The following is a 13376-nucleotide window of genomic DNA, read 5'->3' as shown; positions in this document are numbered from 1 at the left end:
AAAGAAGGTAAATCCGTAGTGTGGATTGACGGAGCTTACACGCCACCGAAACCGTAGGCATGCATCAGCTTATAGAAATAGCATACCTTCTTTAGCCAGTTGCTTGGCTTCCTGTTCTGCGAGTTCTGCTCTCGCCAGTCTTTGTGAAATGTTCTTGTAATGACTCAGCTTAGCAAGATTTTCCGGAGAGGATACGATAAGCATAGGCTGATCTCTACCTTCTTCGGTCTTGCCAATAACCTGATATAGGATTCTGTCGGACTGCTGGGCGAGCTTTTTGAAATAGGCTTCCGTTTGGGAGAAGTTCGCCAAATGGTAGTCGTCGCCAATGTTAAATCCGAAATGCTCTTTGGGTGTGATAATTTGTGCCTTTACCCCCAGAAAAGACACAAAAAGTAGGATGGATACGAATAGCTTCTTCATTAATTTAGTTTTGGTTGTTGCAATAAATATAATGAAGAAAGCTGGTTTTAATATCGAGTATAGCAGTAGTTGATAGAATTGTTACAATATGCTTTAGAATACTATGGTTCGGAAGGTCAGGTTTATCCTTCCTTCTGGTGATTTTCTTGCTTTTGGGTAGTTGGTGAAGCCAGTATTTTTGTAGTGGTGCCGCGCATTAGTAGAAGGGAACCATTTTCCAGCGTCAGGTCTATTCTTTCTTTACTCTGTTTATGTCGGAAAGAGAATTTGCGTTCGGCACCTAGACTTAACGAGGCTATAGTGCCATTTTCTTTTAGATCCTTTTCAGCATCGCTATGCCAGCCCATACCTTCATTACCATCGTGGTAGAGGTTGAGGAGACAGGAGTTGAATGTTTCGTGAGTTAGATGTTCTACAATCCGCTTGAGCTCTAGCAGGGTAGTGTTCCACGGGGAAGCCACCTTCTTCATCCCCGAATAGGTGTATTCCAAGGCTTCATCTCCATACCAAGCTACCATTCTTTTGGTGGTGATGAGCCTTCCGAAGATTAAGGTCTGGTCATTTTGCCACGCCACTTCTTCCATAAGCCGCTCATAATAGCTTTGTGGATTCTGTAGCACAGTACCATAGTAGTTTACCTCTCCATCATAGGGGAGTAGGTTCTTTTGTGGATCAGCTAATTCAAAAAGTTTCATCTGTTATGTCTTTTACCTGAGCTTGTTCCCATCCTATTATTGCAGCTTTACGGATAGGTCCCCACATATAGCCGCCGAAAATGCCGGAAGATTGTATCACCCTATGGCAGGGAATAAGGTAAGCTATGGGGTTGCTGCCAATGGCTGTGCCCACAGCACGGGAAGCTTTCGGATGTCCTATGGCTTCTGCAAGATGCGCATAGGTTGTCAAGCAACCTTTGGGAACTTTCAATAAAGCCTCCCACACTTTAAGCTGGAAAGGTGTTCCTTTTAGATGCAGATGCAAAGGATTCTTTAGCTGAGCACTGTCATCGAAAATGTGGAGTACCTCAATATGGCGTGGTAGCTCCTTGCGAATAACATTCGCCAGTGGATATTGTTCACGAATGTTTGACAAAGCCTTTTGAGGATCTACAAAGGCGATATGACAGATTCCTTTTTCGGTGGAAGCAATACAGATAGGACCAAAAGGAGAGAGGTGTGTACTGTAATAGATTGTAAGTTTAGCTCCTCCATTTTTATACTCTGCCGGGGTCATGCTTTCCACCTTAACGAAAAGGTCGTGCAGCCTACTTGAGCTGCTAAGCCCTGTCATATAAGTAGCCTCAGCAATGGATTGAGTTTCTTTGAGGAGGTGCTTAGCATGTTGCAGACTGATGTATTGAAGGAATTTTTTGGGAGTAGTGCCTGCCCACTCTTGGAAAAGACGCTGAAAATGAAAAGGACTCAGGTGTACGTGAGCAGCAATCTCCTCCAAGCTAGGTTGTTTTTTGAAGTTAGCTTGAATGAAAGCAATAGCTTTTTCTATTCGATTGTAGTTCAAATACATCTCTGAGGTCTTCATATTACAAAAGTCCCTCTATTTTGGGAAGAATACAATCCGAAAATTGCGGACTTGCAGATTAAAAAGATTTCCTCGGCTCCATACGTACAAGATACTGGTCATTGTCGTCTTCAAAAAGTATCTGAACGACCCATCCTTCTTCACGTCCGATTTTTATTAGGGTGTCTTGATCGATATATAACCATTTGAAAGGTTCACCTTTGGCGCCTTTGAACTCGTATTGATAGCCTATCTCTCCAAAATAATGGTCTGGTCTGGGTATGCGGTATTGTTCGTAAAGGTAGGATATGTCCGAGCTGTCAAACAGGAGTTGTCCTCTGTCTGTCAGTAAGGTCTTGCTATGAGCTAGCAGCTTACGAAAGCCCTCAAGGGTTCCGGCCAGACCTATGCCGTTCATCAAGAAGAGAAGGGTGTCGAACTGTTGGTTTTTCAGATTGAAAAAATCTTCGGTAATAATCTTTTGGACGCCCCGTTGCTGCATAATCCTGCAGGCCGTTTCGGACTTCTCCAAAGCCGTAACATCAAAATCTCTTTGTTGTAGGTATAAGACGTGAGAGCCTACGCCCGCACCTACATCCAGCACCTTGCCGTCGCAGAGTGACAAGGCGATAAATTCAAGTTCAGGAAAGTCTTCTTCATCTCGAAAAAACACCTCAACGGGCATTTCTTCAATATCACCGTAACTGCTATGTAAATATAAGGGGGAAGCAAGCTGCTGTTTCTCAAAATACTCTACCAGCGCTTCACCGTAAACGTCTCTATGCATGTTCATCTAGTTGTAAATATCTTATGGCCATTTCGATTTCTTGTGGATCTCCGGTATGTTTCATCGCCTCATCGGAAAGCTTAATGACAGGAGTCCACTCCCCTTCGTCCGGCAATGCTGCGAACATCTTGATGACGATATTCATGCGTTCCAGCCCCACATCGTTGGTGAAGTCCGTTCCAATGCCAAAGGATGTACCTATTTTTCCTTTACAAAAGTTGGTTATCTTCTCCACTTTTGCATAGTCCAATCCGTCGGAGAAGATAATGGTCTTGGAGAGAGGGTCTATCCCTTTGTTTTTGTAGTGGTTGATGGTTTTCTGGGCAAACTCTATGGCGTCCCCGGAGTCATGACGTACGCCGTCGAAGAGCTTAGAAAGTTTTTTATCAAACTGTTGGAAGAAAGCCTCGGTTGTATAGGTGTCCGAAAGGGCTATTCCCAAATCTCCGCGATACACATTGGCCCAATTTTCCAATCCTAGAAGGTTGGCCATTTTGTAACCGTATTTTGCGGCGTGGAACATAAACCATTCGTGTGCATGTGTGCCGATAGGTTTGGTTTGGTATTTCATGGCCAAATAGACGTTGCTCGTGCCGATGAATGTGGGGGATTGATGGTTCTTCAGTGTGCGTATTACAAGGTCATGAACTTTGAACGAATGGCGCCTTCTCGTGCCGAAATCGGCAATGGTGATGTCCAGCTTGTCGTATTTCTGCATCTTATCCTCTACGATCTGAACAACTTTCTCGTCGGCGAAGCGATGCTGTCCTGTAACCTCATAATACAATTCGCATATCAATGACATGATGGGTACTTCCCATAGAATGGTGCGGTACCAGTAGCCTTCCACGGTTACAGATAAGTCGGTCCCGTCTTGTTTTATCGTCACTTCTTCTGGATCGTATTGATAACCCTGTAGGAAATCGAAATAGGTAGGGTCAATATAGGGGCAATTGTCGGCAAAGAATGTTTTTTCCTCTTTGGTTAATCTTAATTTCCCCAGTTCGACAATGGCTTCTTTTAATTTTTGGGCAAAGCCAGCAGGAAATTGGTGTTTCCCCCGATTGATGAACTGATATTTGGCTTTTGCTCTTGGGAATAACTTGATCACTGCATACTGCATGGTGAACTTATAGAAATCATTGTCTAGGATGGAAATTAATCTTGCCATAGAAAAACAAACTAAATCTTTATCGAAAGTACATAAAAAAAGTGAGCTAACGAGTGTCAGCCCACTTTTTTGGATATATTAATACTAATTAATTATCGTCTGCTTCTTTCTGAATGGTTGCTACTTCCTCCTCTTGCTGGAGTTGCAGCACTGCGTGCAGGAGTGGCAGGGCGTTCTACACGAGGAGACTGTGTGGAGCGGCTTACCCTGTTGGAGTTTGAGGAGCCCGAATTGGAAGTTTGATAGACAGGAGTGCTGTTTCTCACACTTCTCTCAGGAGCTCTGGACTCGCGCTGAGGGCGTTCCACACGTTGAGGCTGTGGCTTCTGTTCTCTTCTTTCTATAGTCCGGTTGTTGTTCGGACGTGTTGTATTAGTATTGCGTTCTCTGCTGGTGGCAGAGCGGTCAATATATCTGTTGTTTCTTTCTACGTTGCGTGAAGTATTATCACTTCTATTTGGTACTTCACGTCGTGCGTTATCTGTTGTTGCCCTGCTGGTTGTTCTATTTCCTTCACGGATAGTAACATTCCCTTTGTTGTCAATATGCATTTCACGTTGTGGTCTTGCATTATTAGGAGTAGGACGTGCATTATTAGCTTCGCGGGAGGTAACGCTTCTTCTTTGTGGTTCGGAAACAGAACGTTTTACGGAAGATCGGTTGTGATCCATTTCAGGTCTGTAGATGGCCACACTTCTGCGGTCCACATGTACAGCTCCGGGTCTGTCTGCATGTCTTACCGATCTTACCTCCACTCTGCGGCCTATGGCGCGTTCGATATCACGGCGAGCAGGTCCACCATAGTAATGTCTGTTGTTGACAATATAAGTGTTATGTATGATGGTGGTACGGTTGTAAATATTTACTCTTCCATAATGGGCATGACGGTGGTAGCTTGGTGAATAGATATAACGTACGGGAGTGAATATCCAAGCAAATACCGGAATGTTTATAGAGATGCTCACCCCTACATGCGGCATCATCGGAGCCCATCCGTAGTATCCGTTGCCGGAGCGCCATTCTACCCAGGCAGGACCCCACTCATATCCTGGAACCCATCCCCATCCTCTATGGGAAGTGTACACCCAACGACCATAATGAAAAGGCGCCCATCCCCAAGAATAGTTGGATACCCATGTGTTTCCGTATTCGGTCATTACCCAATAGCCGTTTGTGCCGTAAGGACGGAAGTCAGCTCCTACACGAGGAAACCATATATCTCCGTAGGTAGGGTCAATATCCCACGTACCATAAGGGGAAAGTTCATTGTAGAACAAATCCAAAGATACTTGTCCGTACACTTGAGCTTGAGCTTTTTGGATGGATAGCGTACCGGAAAGTGCCGCTATTAGGGCTGCTATATACAGGGTGAGTTTCCAGTTTTTCATGACAATAATTTTATGAGTTAATATTACGTTTCTTTCTTTTGTCTGATGGTATGACTTTCGGAGTATTGTTAAGGTTTAATGTGAAATACGAATTAATTTTTTGCAATTTGGAAGAAAATGTTTTATGAAAAAATTGTGATACTAAAACATTTTGCTGTCATCTCGTATTTGTTAATTTAGTCCTTCTTGGGCAATGACGCCCAAAAATTTGTACATTTGCGCTATTACTTGGAAGAAATAGCATTAAAAAGCTTATTTAAATTCGATTTAAAAGAAATAAATGGGAAGGAAAATCAGTAGTTTACTCCTCGAATTTGCAAAATTGCATCGTTTTCTGATGCGGTTTTATCGCGAAGTTGTCAGTCCACCATTTGAAATTAAAGAAATCATCAGGCAGTGTTATGAGGTAGGATGGAAGTCCTTTCCGTTAATTTCTTTAACCGGTTTTATTGTAGGGTTTGTATTTACCAAACAGTCTAGACCTTCATTAGAAGAGTTTGGTGCCACCTCGTGGTTGCCTTCTTTGATATCCATAGCTATCGTGCGTGCTTTGGCACCTCTGGTTACGGCACTTATCGCTTCGGGTAAGGTGGGTTCGCAGATCGGTGCGGAGTTAAGTTCGATGAATGTTACGGAGCAGATTGACGCTATGGAGGTGTCGGGGACAAACCCATTTAAGTTTCTGGTGGTGAGCAGAATTCTTGCTACCACGATCATGATTCCGGTTTTGTGTTTTTATGTTGCCGGCATCGGTCTAGTGGGAGGTTATCTGAGTATCATTTCCAAGGATGATCTAAGTTTGCTTGAGTTTCTTCACTCAGGTGTTTGAAGCTATTCAGATGGTGGATATTGGCGCTATGGTGTTGAGAGCCGTAGTCTTCGGATTCACTATAGGTTTTGCCAGCTGCTATATAGGATATTATTCGTCAAAAGGTACGGAAGGGGTAGGTAAGGCTGCCAATTCAGCGGTAGTAGCTTCGATGTTTGTGGTATTTATCGAGGAATTACTTATCGTTCAGTTCTTAGGATTTGTAACCCCATTAATTACCGGCTAAACATGGAGAAAGAAAAGGTTAAAATAAATTACGATAATGCGGTAATACATGTCGACAATGTGAGTAAATCCTTTGGAGACAGACAGGTGTTGCGTAATGTGGACTTAAAACTTTATGAGGGCGAGAATCTTGTGGTGTTGGGCCGTTCAGGTACCGGTAAATCTGTGTTGATTAAGTTGATTTCAGGGCTCTTAAAGCCGGACTCGGGTACTATCAATGTGCTTGGCCATGTTGTCAACGAGCTCAACGAACGAGAGCTGATGAAGTTGCGCCTACGTATAGGTTTTTCGTTTCAGAATAGTGCTCTGTACGACAGTATGACGGTTCGGGAAAATTTGGAGTTTCCTCTAGTACGGAACAAAAGAAACCTTACCCGTGACCGAAATAAACAGAGAGGTGGAAGACGTGCTGGATGGGGTAGGCTTGTTGCATGCCATCAATCAGATGCCGTCCGAGCTGTCGGGAGGACAAAAGAAGCGTATAGGCATTGCTCGCACCTTAATTTTACGTCCGGATATTATGTTGTATGACGAACCTACGGCAGGTTTGGATCCTATTACCTGTTTGGATATCAATACCTTGATCAATGAGGTTCAGGTTAAATATAAAACATCTTCTATCATCATTACGCATGACTTGGCTTGTGCCAAAATGGTGGGAGACAGGATGGTGATGCTTCTGGATGGACGTTTTGAACGTGAAGGAAGTTTCAATGAAATTTTCGATACAGACGACGAACGTGTAAAACCTTTTTATGATTATAATTTTATAGTATAAAATAATGAATTCAGCGGAGAATAAAAGATCAATAATAGTCGGACTTTTTGTTTTTATAGGGTTAATCATTTTGGTGGCAGGTATCCTAGTAATGGGTACACAGCAAAACAAGTTTAGCAAAAACATCAAAGTTTCTACCTACTTCAAAGATGTAAAGGGTCTTAAGGTGGGTAATAATGTATGGTTTTCCGGTGTTAAGGTGGGAATCATCAAAGATATTGCATTTGAAGGGGTGGAGAATGTGAAGGTAACCCTGCTTATCGAAGAGAAAAGTAGTCAGTTCATTCGCAAAGATGTGGTTGCGACCTTGGGTTCGGATGGTCTTATCGGTAATTCTATTATCAGTTTGGTGGGGGGTAATCCTGCAACACCTCAGATTGAGGAAGGCGATGTGCTGAAGTCAGGTCCTAGCGGAGGTATGGAACAGATGATGGCCCTGCTACAGGATAATGGAGCGAATCTGTCAGTGATTACCGAAAATTTTGCCAAACTAAGCCAGCAGATGGTCGATGGGAAAGGTACTGTAGGAGCGTTGATGAGTGACGATGAGATTGCCAATAATCTTAAGGCTTCGGTAGCTTCTATGAATAAGGTGATGGCTGAAGCGAATGTTGCTATAAGCAATCTAACTGCGTTGACGCAGAAGCTCAACAGCGAGCACGGTCTTATCCATGATCTGGCGACAGATACTAAAGTCTTTGCTTCCTTGCGTGATGCTGCCGCACAGCTTCAAGGTGTGACACAGACAGCAAACGCATTAGTAGAAAACCTTAACGAGACTACGGCACGCCTGAACGATAAGAATAATGCTATAGGTGTGTTGACCAATGATCCGGAAGCAGCAAACGAGATAAAACAGATTCTTAAAAACCTAAATACCAGTACGCAAAAGCTGGATGAAAATATGGAAGCCTTGCAAAGCAACTTCCTCTTCAGAGGTTTTTTCAAGAAGAAGGCCAAAGAAGAACAAAAGGCAGCAGAGAAATAGTGATGGATTAAATCATATTAGACGATAATGTCTGTTATAACAGAGCGCGATGTCTTATACGAAGACAACCATCTCATAGCGATAAATAAACGTGGTGGGGATATCGTCCAAGTAGATGATACTGGAGATAAGTCGCTGGAAGATATGGTCAAAGAATTTTTGACCAAAAAGTATAATAAGCCCAATTCGGCCTTTTTAGGGGTTATCCACCGGTTGGATCGGCCTGTGAGCGGAATGATTCTTATGGCCAAGACGAGCAAGGCATTGGATAGGATGAACAAGGCCTTTCATGACCGTAAGGTGAAGAAAACGTATGTTGCGGTAGTGAAGGAGCGTCCGCCACACCAGTCAGGCAAGTTGGTGAACTGGCTTCTTCGGGACCGTAAAAAAATGATTACGAAAGCCTACGATAGAGAGGTATCAAAGGGGACGTATGCCGAACTGGATTATGAGGTGGTAGGACAGCTGGACGGCTATTATCTGTTGAAGATAAATCCAGTGACTGGAAGAACACATCAGATACGTTGTCAGTTGGCACATATGGGATGCCCTATTGTAGGAGATAATAAATACGGTTATCCGAGAGGATCTTTACGTCGTACTATATGTCTGCATTCGCGTTCGCTGGCATTTACCCATCCAGTGAAGAACGAGGACATGACTATTATTGCACCGCTTCCTAAGGATGGATTCTGGGATAAGTTCGAAGGATTGTTAAAATCCCGGAATATTTAGTGATTTAATAGGTTATTAGTTACTTTTGTGATATGAAATCACTTCGATTGTTATTTTTCGCCCTGATAATGGGATTATCTGTCTTTTGTCTTATCGTCTACCCCTGCTAAGGCGCAATGTGCTATGTGTTCGTTGAATGCGGAAAATAGCACCCAACATGGCAATACGCAAGGTAAAGGACTTAACAACGGAATCCTATTTTTGCTTTCAATGCCTTTTCTGGTGGGAGGCTCCGTGGCTATATTGTGGTATAAGAAATATCGTCAGCAAGAGGCTAAACCTCCTGTATTGAAATAAGAGTTTTAATGGTATATAATATAAAGAAAAGCCGAAACATTGTTTCGGCTTTTCTATTTTTTTAAGGCTTTATCTTTAGTATAAAGTGAATTCTACACGACGGTTTTTCTGACGACCTTCGGCAGTACTGTTGGATGCTATCGGTTGGTCTGGGCCGTAGCCTGTAGCTTCGATTCGTGAAGCATTAGCACCTTTAGACACCAAGTACGCTTTAACTGCTTCTGCACGTTCTTTGGACAGACGCATATTTGTCTGGTAAGAACCGGTATTATCGGTATGTCCCGATTAATTTCAAGCTGAAATTTTTCTCGATTAGTATTGCTGCCACTTTGTCCAAGGATTCGTAAGAGCTAGGGCGAATAACAGATTTTCCTGTCTCGAACTCCAAGTTTTTGATAGCTTCATCTACTACCTTTTTATCTTCTTCGGTCACTACGATCTTCTCGATGATCTTTGGTTTCATGTTTTACGGTGATAGGACAACCGGAGCCGTCAACCTGAACTCCCGAAGGTGTGTTAGGACATTTGTCGAATTTGTTAGGTACGCCGTCGCCATCATCATCTCTCAAATCAGCTTGAATTTGTGCTATTTCTACCTTTTAGTTCGTTGTTTGAGGCGATAAGGGCATCACGTTCGGCTTTAAGTGCGTCATATTTTTTATTTACGTCAGCAGCCAACGTTGCGGCAGGGTTGCTATTGCCTAAGAAAGGTTTTTTAGAGCTTCCCAAAGCAAATTCTAGGCCTGCATGGGCATAGGAGAACAGGTCATTCTTGTATTGACCGCCTGCTTTGCCATCGAAGTGTTGGTTGGCCCAGTTTAGTTGGTATCCTAAATCAATGTTTACTCCTTTAGCGATAGCAAATTTCAATCCTGCGTCTACAGGAACATATAATTTCGTCGATGCTTCTGCTGTGGTAGATGTACCATCAACGGTGGTAGTCGTTTCGAAATTCAATGCTCCCAAACCTATAGAGACATACGGCTTGATGATGCTGTTTACAAATCTCCAGTTGGTGTTGGCAGCAGTCCACTCCGCCGATAAAGCGGCAGACCAAGGCATCTTAGTTTCGAATTCAGAGATTTGTGCGGCTGAGGCATTTTCATTTACACCTCCAACTTTACCTCCCAAATATTGCGCTTTAAGACCAAAAGAAGGAGATATATATTTTTTGATATAGGCGCTATAACCTAAGTTATGGTTTAGTTTGTCGAAACCGTCACGGTTGAATCCGAAAATGTTCGATTGATTCAATATACCGGCATTGATACCGAAAGACCAAGTTCTATATTCCGCATTTGGAGCGAAGGGTGTAGTACCTTCGATGGTAGGATGTGAAATCTGTGCAAAAGAGGCAGTAGAAACCAATCCTGCAGCGAACATTAAAGTCAACTTTTTTGTAGTTATTTTTCATAAAAATAAATTTTGTTTTACTCTCCGAATCAATTTTGTTGCCAAAAGTTGGAAGACTGCCTCATTTAAGAATATTTTCTCCCGTAGAAAATGCTTTTGTAGTTAGACGTCTACAAAAGCACTTTCTCACTTGTTTTCCTCGATCCTGCGGGCGAAAAATTTAGGAATATGGATTTGGTAGGCCATCTTCTTTACAATGTTTTCTTCGATGTATTTTTCGGAGAAAAGTCTTCTTGCTTTTTGTCACCAGTAGGGCGTCAAGTCTTTCGTCGGCAATGACGCTTTCTATTGCAGAGGATACATCTTCCTTGTATTGAACAAAGAAGTTTTGTGCTTTTATCACATAAGAGATATTTTCTATTCCTGTCTCTTCAATGATCTTTTCGATAAAGACATCAAAGCTCTTATCGATATTGCTGATGGTATCATTGGTCGTATTGACATGGATGAGGATGAGTTCGAAGTCTGTACCATAAAGTTTTATGGCTTGTTTGAGCACATCTATCTCGCCATATTTGAAATTGCAGAGAAGACCTATCTTTTCTATGCGGAAACTCTTTTTCTTGGAAAGGTACGGCCAGTACTGGAAGTTTGGTGTTAAGGAACACATCGTACATGTTGGAGCCGGAGATGAGGGCATCTAGGCCGAAGGCTCCTTTTGTGCCCATGACGATGGCGTTGTAGGTGTTCTGTTCTGCAAGTTTGCGCACCTCTGTATATAGATTTCCTTCCGTGAAGATTTCTCTGACCTCAATATCGGGAAAGGTGGAAGATATGATTTTGACACGTTCCTGCATCTGGCGTTTCGCTTCTGCTACCTTCGGGTGTATCAATTCCGGATTGGAGAGTGACTGTTGATATATGTTTGTCTCTTCGGTAAACACATGTACGAGATCTATATGCTGAGGGCTTCTTTCTTGTAATTGCAAAGCATATTCTATCGCTTTATCCGAATATGGGGAGAAATCTACTGGAATTAATATTCTGTCTGCCATGTTTTATTTTTTTATGTTGTCGAAGAATGTAGGTTTTTGCAGGGTCAACACGATTTTACGGGAAACCGATCCGTTGATTAGTCGGTTGAAAAAAGATTTTCTGGTTTTTGTCACGATGACCATATCATAGTCGTTGTCCGTGATAATCTGGTTGATGACTTCCGGAACGGTATCCAACTCTTGGTTGTCCGTATGGGTTCGTTCTGCAATAATATTCACCTCATGGATGTCGCTCAACTGTTTAATATTGAAAGCCCAGTCTTCCAGGTCGTTATGGATGTCTTTGGCTTTGACGGCATCCTTATAAATATGGATGATGTCCAGTTTTTCTATTGGTCCACAAAGTTTGGTAAAGTTGTTGAGCGATTCTAGTTCCTCAGCTTTGAAGTTTGTCAGAATAGCTACTTTGGATGTGCGGAACTCATTTTGTGAAGGTATGGCAAGCACCGGTATTGACACATTGTTTGTGACAAATGCTGTATTGCTTCCCCAGATTACGGGGCGTCCATGGTTTGCTCCCGTGGTGCCAATTACTATAAATTCAAATTGAGGCGCTACGGCATATTCCGGTATGACATCGATCAAGAGGCGTGAGACACATTTGGACTCTATGACTACGCCCGGATATTCTTGGATAAGTTTCTTTTTGAGTTCTTCCATAAGCAGATCACCCTTAGGAATGTCCGAATCATCCGTACTTATGGCTGTACTGGTAGTGTAGCAGTGGAAAAGATGAATGTCGAAGTCATTTTTTAGGGCTATCTGGCACGCATACTGAGCTGCATAATACGCTTTTTCTGAAAAATCAGTGGGAACTAGTATCTTTTTTCTCATAAAATAGGATATAGGAATTTTCTTGACATGTTAAATTTACTAAAGTTTGCTCAATAAAAGGATGATGACAGCAACTATTTGCGTGGGAGAGGGGATTTTTGTTTTCGAAAAACTGACCTAAACAAAACGATAATAGCGTTGTAATAGCCAGCTATTTTGAGTAAATTTGCCGCTTTAAAAACGAATAATTTCATGACCAGTAGAGAAATACGCGCAGCATTTTTGGATTTTTTCAAGAGTAAAGATCATCATATTGTGCCATCAGCACCGGTAGTAGTAAAGAATGACCCTACACTGATGTTTACCAATGCCGGAATGAATCAGTTCAAGGAACTGTTTCTAGGAGAGAAGGCTGTTAAATATCCGAGGGTAGCCGATACACAACGTTGTTTGCGCGTGTCTGGAAAGCATAATGACTTGGAAGAGGTCGGCATAGATACGTATCACCACACTTTGTTTGAGATGTTGGGTAACTGGTCCTTCGGCGATTATTTCAAGAAGGAGGCCATTGCATGGTCGTGGGAGCTTCTGACAGAAGTGTTGAAGCTGGATAAAGATCGTTTGTATGTGACAATCTTCGAAGGGGATGCCGCCGAAAATTTGGAGCGCGATACGGAGGCTTACGATTTTTGGAAGCAGCATATTGCGGAAGACCGTATTCTTTTGGGTAAGAAGAAGGATAATTTCTGGGAGATGGGGGATACCGGTCCTTGTGGTCCTTGTTCGGAAATCCACTACGACATGCGTTCGGAAGAGGAACGTGCTCAGGTGAAAGGACAGGATTTGGTGAATGCTGATCATCCACAGGTGATAGAAATCTGGAACCTAGTATTTATGCAGTATAACCGTCTTAAGAACGGTACCTTGGAGTTGTTACCTAACAAGCATGTGGATGACAGGGATSSSCYTTCTCCCAGAAATTATCCTTCTTCTTACCCAAAAGAATACGTCTTCCGCCAATATGCTGCTTCCAAAATCGTARCCTCCGTATCGCG

17 protein-coding genes and 2 pseudogenes are annotated in these 13376 nt (G+C 42.7%); 6 read left to right on the top strand and 13 right to left on the bottom strand.

Translation table 11 applies throughout. The features are described from left to right. Positions 1-69 precede the first annotated feature (69 nt). From SD31_RS00655 to SD31_RS14585, 6 genes are all read right to left on the bottom strand, one after another. Positions 70-423 carry a M14 family zinc carboxypeptidase gene (locus SD31_RS00655; RefSeq protein WP_039052734.1) on the bottom strand — a complete coding sequence of 118 codons (354 nt, stop codon included), beginning with the start codon at positions 421-423 and terminating at the stop codon, positions 70-72. A 122-nt stretch (positions 424-545) separates the two neighbouring features. Then, a complete protein-coding gene (locus tag SD31_RS00650; protein WP_231560999.1) occupies positions 546-1118 on the bottom strand; it encodes an alpha-ketoglutarate-dependent dioxygenase AlkB family protein in 573 nt (190 codons plus the stop codon). After that, on the bottom strand, positions 1105-1962 hold the full coding sequence (locus tag SD31_RS00645) for a bifunctional transcriptional activator/DNA repair enzyme AdaA (RefSeq protein ID WP_039052733.1): 858 nt from the start codon (positions 1960-1962) through the stop codon (positions 1105-1107). The genes SD31_RS00650 and SD31_RS00645 overlap by 14 nt, the downstream gene beginning before the upstream one ends. Before the next feature lie 58 nt (positions 1963-2020). Beyond that, positions 2021-2728, bottom strand: coding sequence for a class I SAM-dependent methyltransferase (locus SD31_RS00640; RefSeq protein WP_039052737.1), 708 nt, complete (start codon positions 2726-2728; stop codon positions 2021-2023). Continuing rightward, positions 2721-3899, bottom strand: a complete 1179-nt coding sequence (gene pncB, locus SD31_RS00635) for a nicotinate phosphoribosyltransferase (RefSeq protein WP_039052732.1) — start codon at positions 3897-3899, stop codon at positions 2721-2723. Before pncB ends, SD31_RS00640 begins: the two co-directional genes overlap by 8 nt. A gap of 92 nt (positions 3900-3991) precedes the next feature. Continuing rightward, positions 3992-5287, bottom strand: a complete 1296-nt coding sequence (locus SD31_RS14585) for a DUF6600 domain-containing protein (protein ID WP_052258499.1) — start codon at positions 5285-5287, stop codon at positions 3992-3994. A 280-nt stretch (positions 5288-5567) separates the two neighbouring features. Between SD31_RS14585 and SD31_RS00625 the strand changes: the two are divergent. From SD31_RS00625 to SD31_RS00605, 5 genes and pseudogenes are all read left to right on the top strand, one after another. Further along, positions 5568-6342, top strand: a pseudogene (locus tag SD31_RS00625) (MlaE family ABC transporter permease). A 2-nt stretch (positions 6343-6344) separates the two neighbouring features. Continuing rightward, a pseudogene (locus SD31_RS00620) lies at positions 6345-7119 on the top strand (ABC transporter ATP-binding protein). A 73-nt stretch (positions 7120-7192) separates the two neighbouring features. Then, complete coding sequence (locus tag SD31_RS00615; RefSeq protein ID WP_231560998.1) at positions 7193-8107, top strand: MlaD family protein; 915 nt, start codon at positions 7193-7195, stop codon at positions 8105-8107. Positions 8108-8134: 27 nt separating this feature from the next. After that, entirely contained in the window at positions 8135-8842 is a 708-nt protein-coding gene (locus SD31_RS00610) for an RluA family pseudouridine synthase (protein WP_039052730.1), read from the top strand. A gap of 123 nt (positions 8843-8965) precedes the next feature. Further along, positions 8966-9139: a hypothetical protein gene (locus SD31_RS00605; protein ID WP_156138126.1), complete on the top strand. Its 174-nt coding sequence runs from the start codon at positions 8966-8968 to the stop codon at positions 9137-9139. A 75-nt stretch (positions 9140-9214) separates the two neighbouring features. Here SD31_RS00605 and SD31_RS17855 read toward each other — a convergent pair whose 3' ends face one another. The 7 genes from SD31_RS17855 to SD31_RS00590 all read right to left on the bottom strand — a co-directional run bounded on the left by SD31_RS17855 (position 9215) and on the right by SD31_RS00590 (position 12381). After that, on the bottom strand, positions 9215-9385 hold the full coding sequence (locus tag SD31_RS17855) for an OmpA family protein (protein WP_231560997.1): 171 nt from the start codon (positions 9383-9385) through the stop codon (positions 9215-9217). A gap of 22 nt (positions 9386-9407) precedes the next feature. Beyond that, positions 9408-9602: a hypothetical protein gene (locus SD31_RS17850; RefSeq protein WP_231560996.1), complete on the bottom strand. Its 195-nt coding sequence runs from the start codon at positions 9600-9602 to the stop codon at positions 9408-9410. Further along, complete coding sequence (locus SD31_RS17845) at positions 9556-9708, bottom strand: thrombospondin type 3 repeat-containing protein (RefSeq protein ID WP_231560995.1); 153 nt, start codon at positions 9706-9708, stop codon at positions 9556-9558. Before SD31_RS17845 ends, SD31_RS17850 begins: the two co-directional genes overlap by 47 nt. Position 9709: 1 nt before the next feature. Then, the gene (locus tag SD31_RS17840; RefSeq protein WP_231561000.1) at positions 9710-10522 is read right to left on the bottom strand and encodes an outer membrane beta-barrel protein; all 813 of its coding nucleotides are present in this window, start codon (positions 10520-10522) and stop codon (positions 9710-9712) included. A 190-nt stretch (positions 10523-10712) separates the two neighbouring features. Further along, positions 10713-11051 (bottom strand): hypothetical protein, encoded by a 339-nt coding sequence (locus SD31_RS16325; RefSeq protein WP_156138125.1) that lies wholly within the window; start codon positions 11049-11051, stop codon positions 10713-10715. After that, the gene (locus tag SD31_RS00595; protein ID WP_052258497.1) at positions 10978-11547 is read right to left on the bottom strand and encodes a universal stress protein; all 570 of its coding nucleotides are present in this window, start codon (positions 11545-11547) and stop codon (positions 10978-10980) included. Before SD31_RS00595 ends, SD31_RS16325 begins: the two co-directional genes overlap by 74 nt. Positions 11548-11550: 3 nt before the next feature. Beyond that, positions 11551-12381, bottom strand: coding sequence for a universal stress protein (locus tag SD31_RS00590; protein WP_039052729.1), 831 nt, complete (start codon positions 12379-12381; stop codon positions 11551-11553). Between the two features lie 192 nt (positions 12382-12573). Between SD31_RS00590 and SD31_RS00585 the strand changes: the two genes are divergently transcribed. Then, the coding region (locus tag SD31_RS00585) for an alanine--tRNA ligase-related protein (protein ID WP_039052728.1) at positions 12574-13376 on the top strand (803 nt) is incomplete at its 3' end.

Origin of the sequence: Sphingobacterium sp. T2 (assembly GCF_000814685.1) — a bacterium.
Lineage (GTDB): Bacteria > Bacteroidota > Bacteroidia > Sphingobacteriales > Sphingobacteriaceae > Sphingobacterium > Sphingobacterium thermophilum.
This window is presented reverse-complemented; position numbering and strand designations above follow the sequence as displayed.

Excerpts from the sequence above, each read along its gene's own strand:
- SD31_RS00655 (WP_039052734.1), bottom strand. The coding sequence starts at position 423 with ATGAAGAAGCTATTCGTATCCATCCTACTTTTTGTGTCTTTTCTGGGG.
- SD31_RS00650 (WP_231560999.1), bottom strand. The coding sequence starts at position 1,118 with ATGAAACTTTTTGAATTAGCTGATCCACAAAAGAACCTACTCCCCTAT.
- SD31_RS00645 (WP_039052733.1), bottom strand. The coding sequence starts at position 1,962 with ATGAAGACCTCAGAGATGTATTTGAACTACAATCGAATAGAAAAAGCT.
- SD31_RS00640 (WP_039052737.1), bottom strand. The coding sequence starts at position 2,728 with ATGCATAGAGACGTTTACGGTGAAGCGCTGGTAGAGTATTTTGAGAAA.
- pncB (WP_039052732.1), bottom strand. The coding sequence starts at position 3,899 with ATGGCAAGATTAATTTCCATCCTAGACAATGATTTCTATAAGTTCACC.
- SD31_RS14585 (WP_052258499.1), bottom strand. The coding sequence starts at position 5,287 with ATGAAAAACTGGAAACTCACCCTGTATATAGCAGCCCTAATAGCGGCA.
- SD31_RS00610 (WP_039052730.1), top strand. The coding sequence starts at position 8,135 with ATGTCTGTTATAACAGAGCGCGATGTCTTATACGAAGACAACCATCTC.
- SD31_RS00605 (WP_156138126.1), top strand. The coding sequence starts at position 8,966 with ATGTGTTCGTTGAATGCGGAAAATAGCACCCAACATGGCAATACGCAA.
- SD31_RS17855 (WP_231560997.1), bottom strand. The coding sequence starts at position 9,385 with ATGCGTCTGTCCAAAGAACGTGCAGAAGCAGTTAAAGCGTACTTGGTG.
- SD31_RS17850 (WP_231560996.1), bottom strand. The coding sequence starts at position 9,602 with ATGAAACCAAAGATCATCGAGAAGATCGTAGTGACCGAAGAAGATAAA.
- SD31_RS17840 (WP_231561000.1), bottom strand. The coding sequence starts at position 10,522 with ATGTTCGCTGCAGGATTGGTTTCTACTGCCTCTTTTGCACAGATTTCA.
- SD31_RS00595 (WP_052258497.1), bottom strand. The coding sequence starts at position 11,547 with ATGGCAGACAGAATATTAATTCCAGTAGATTTCTCCCCATATTCGGAT.
- SD31_RS00590 (WP_039052729.1), bottom strand. The coding sequence starts at position 12,381 with ATGAGAAAAAAGATACTAGTTCCCACTGATTTTTCAGAAAAAGCGTAT.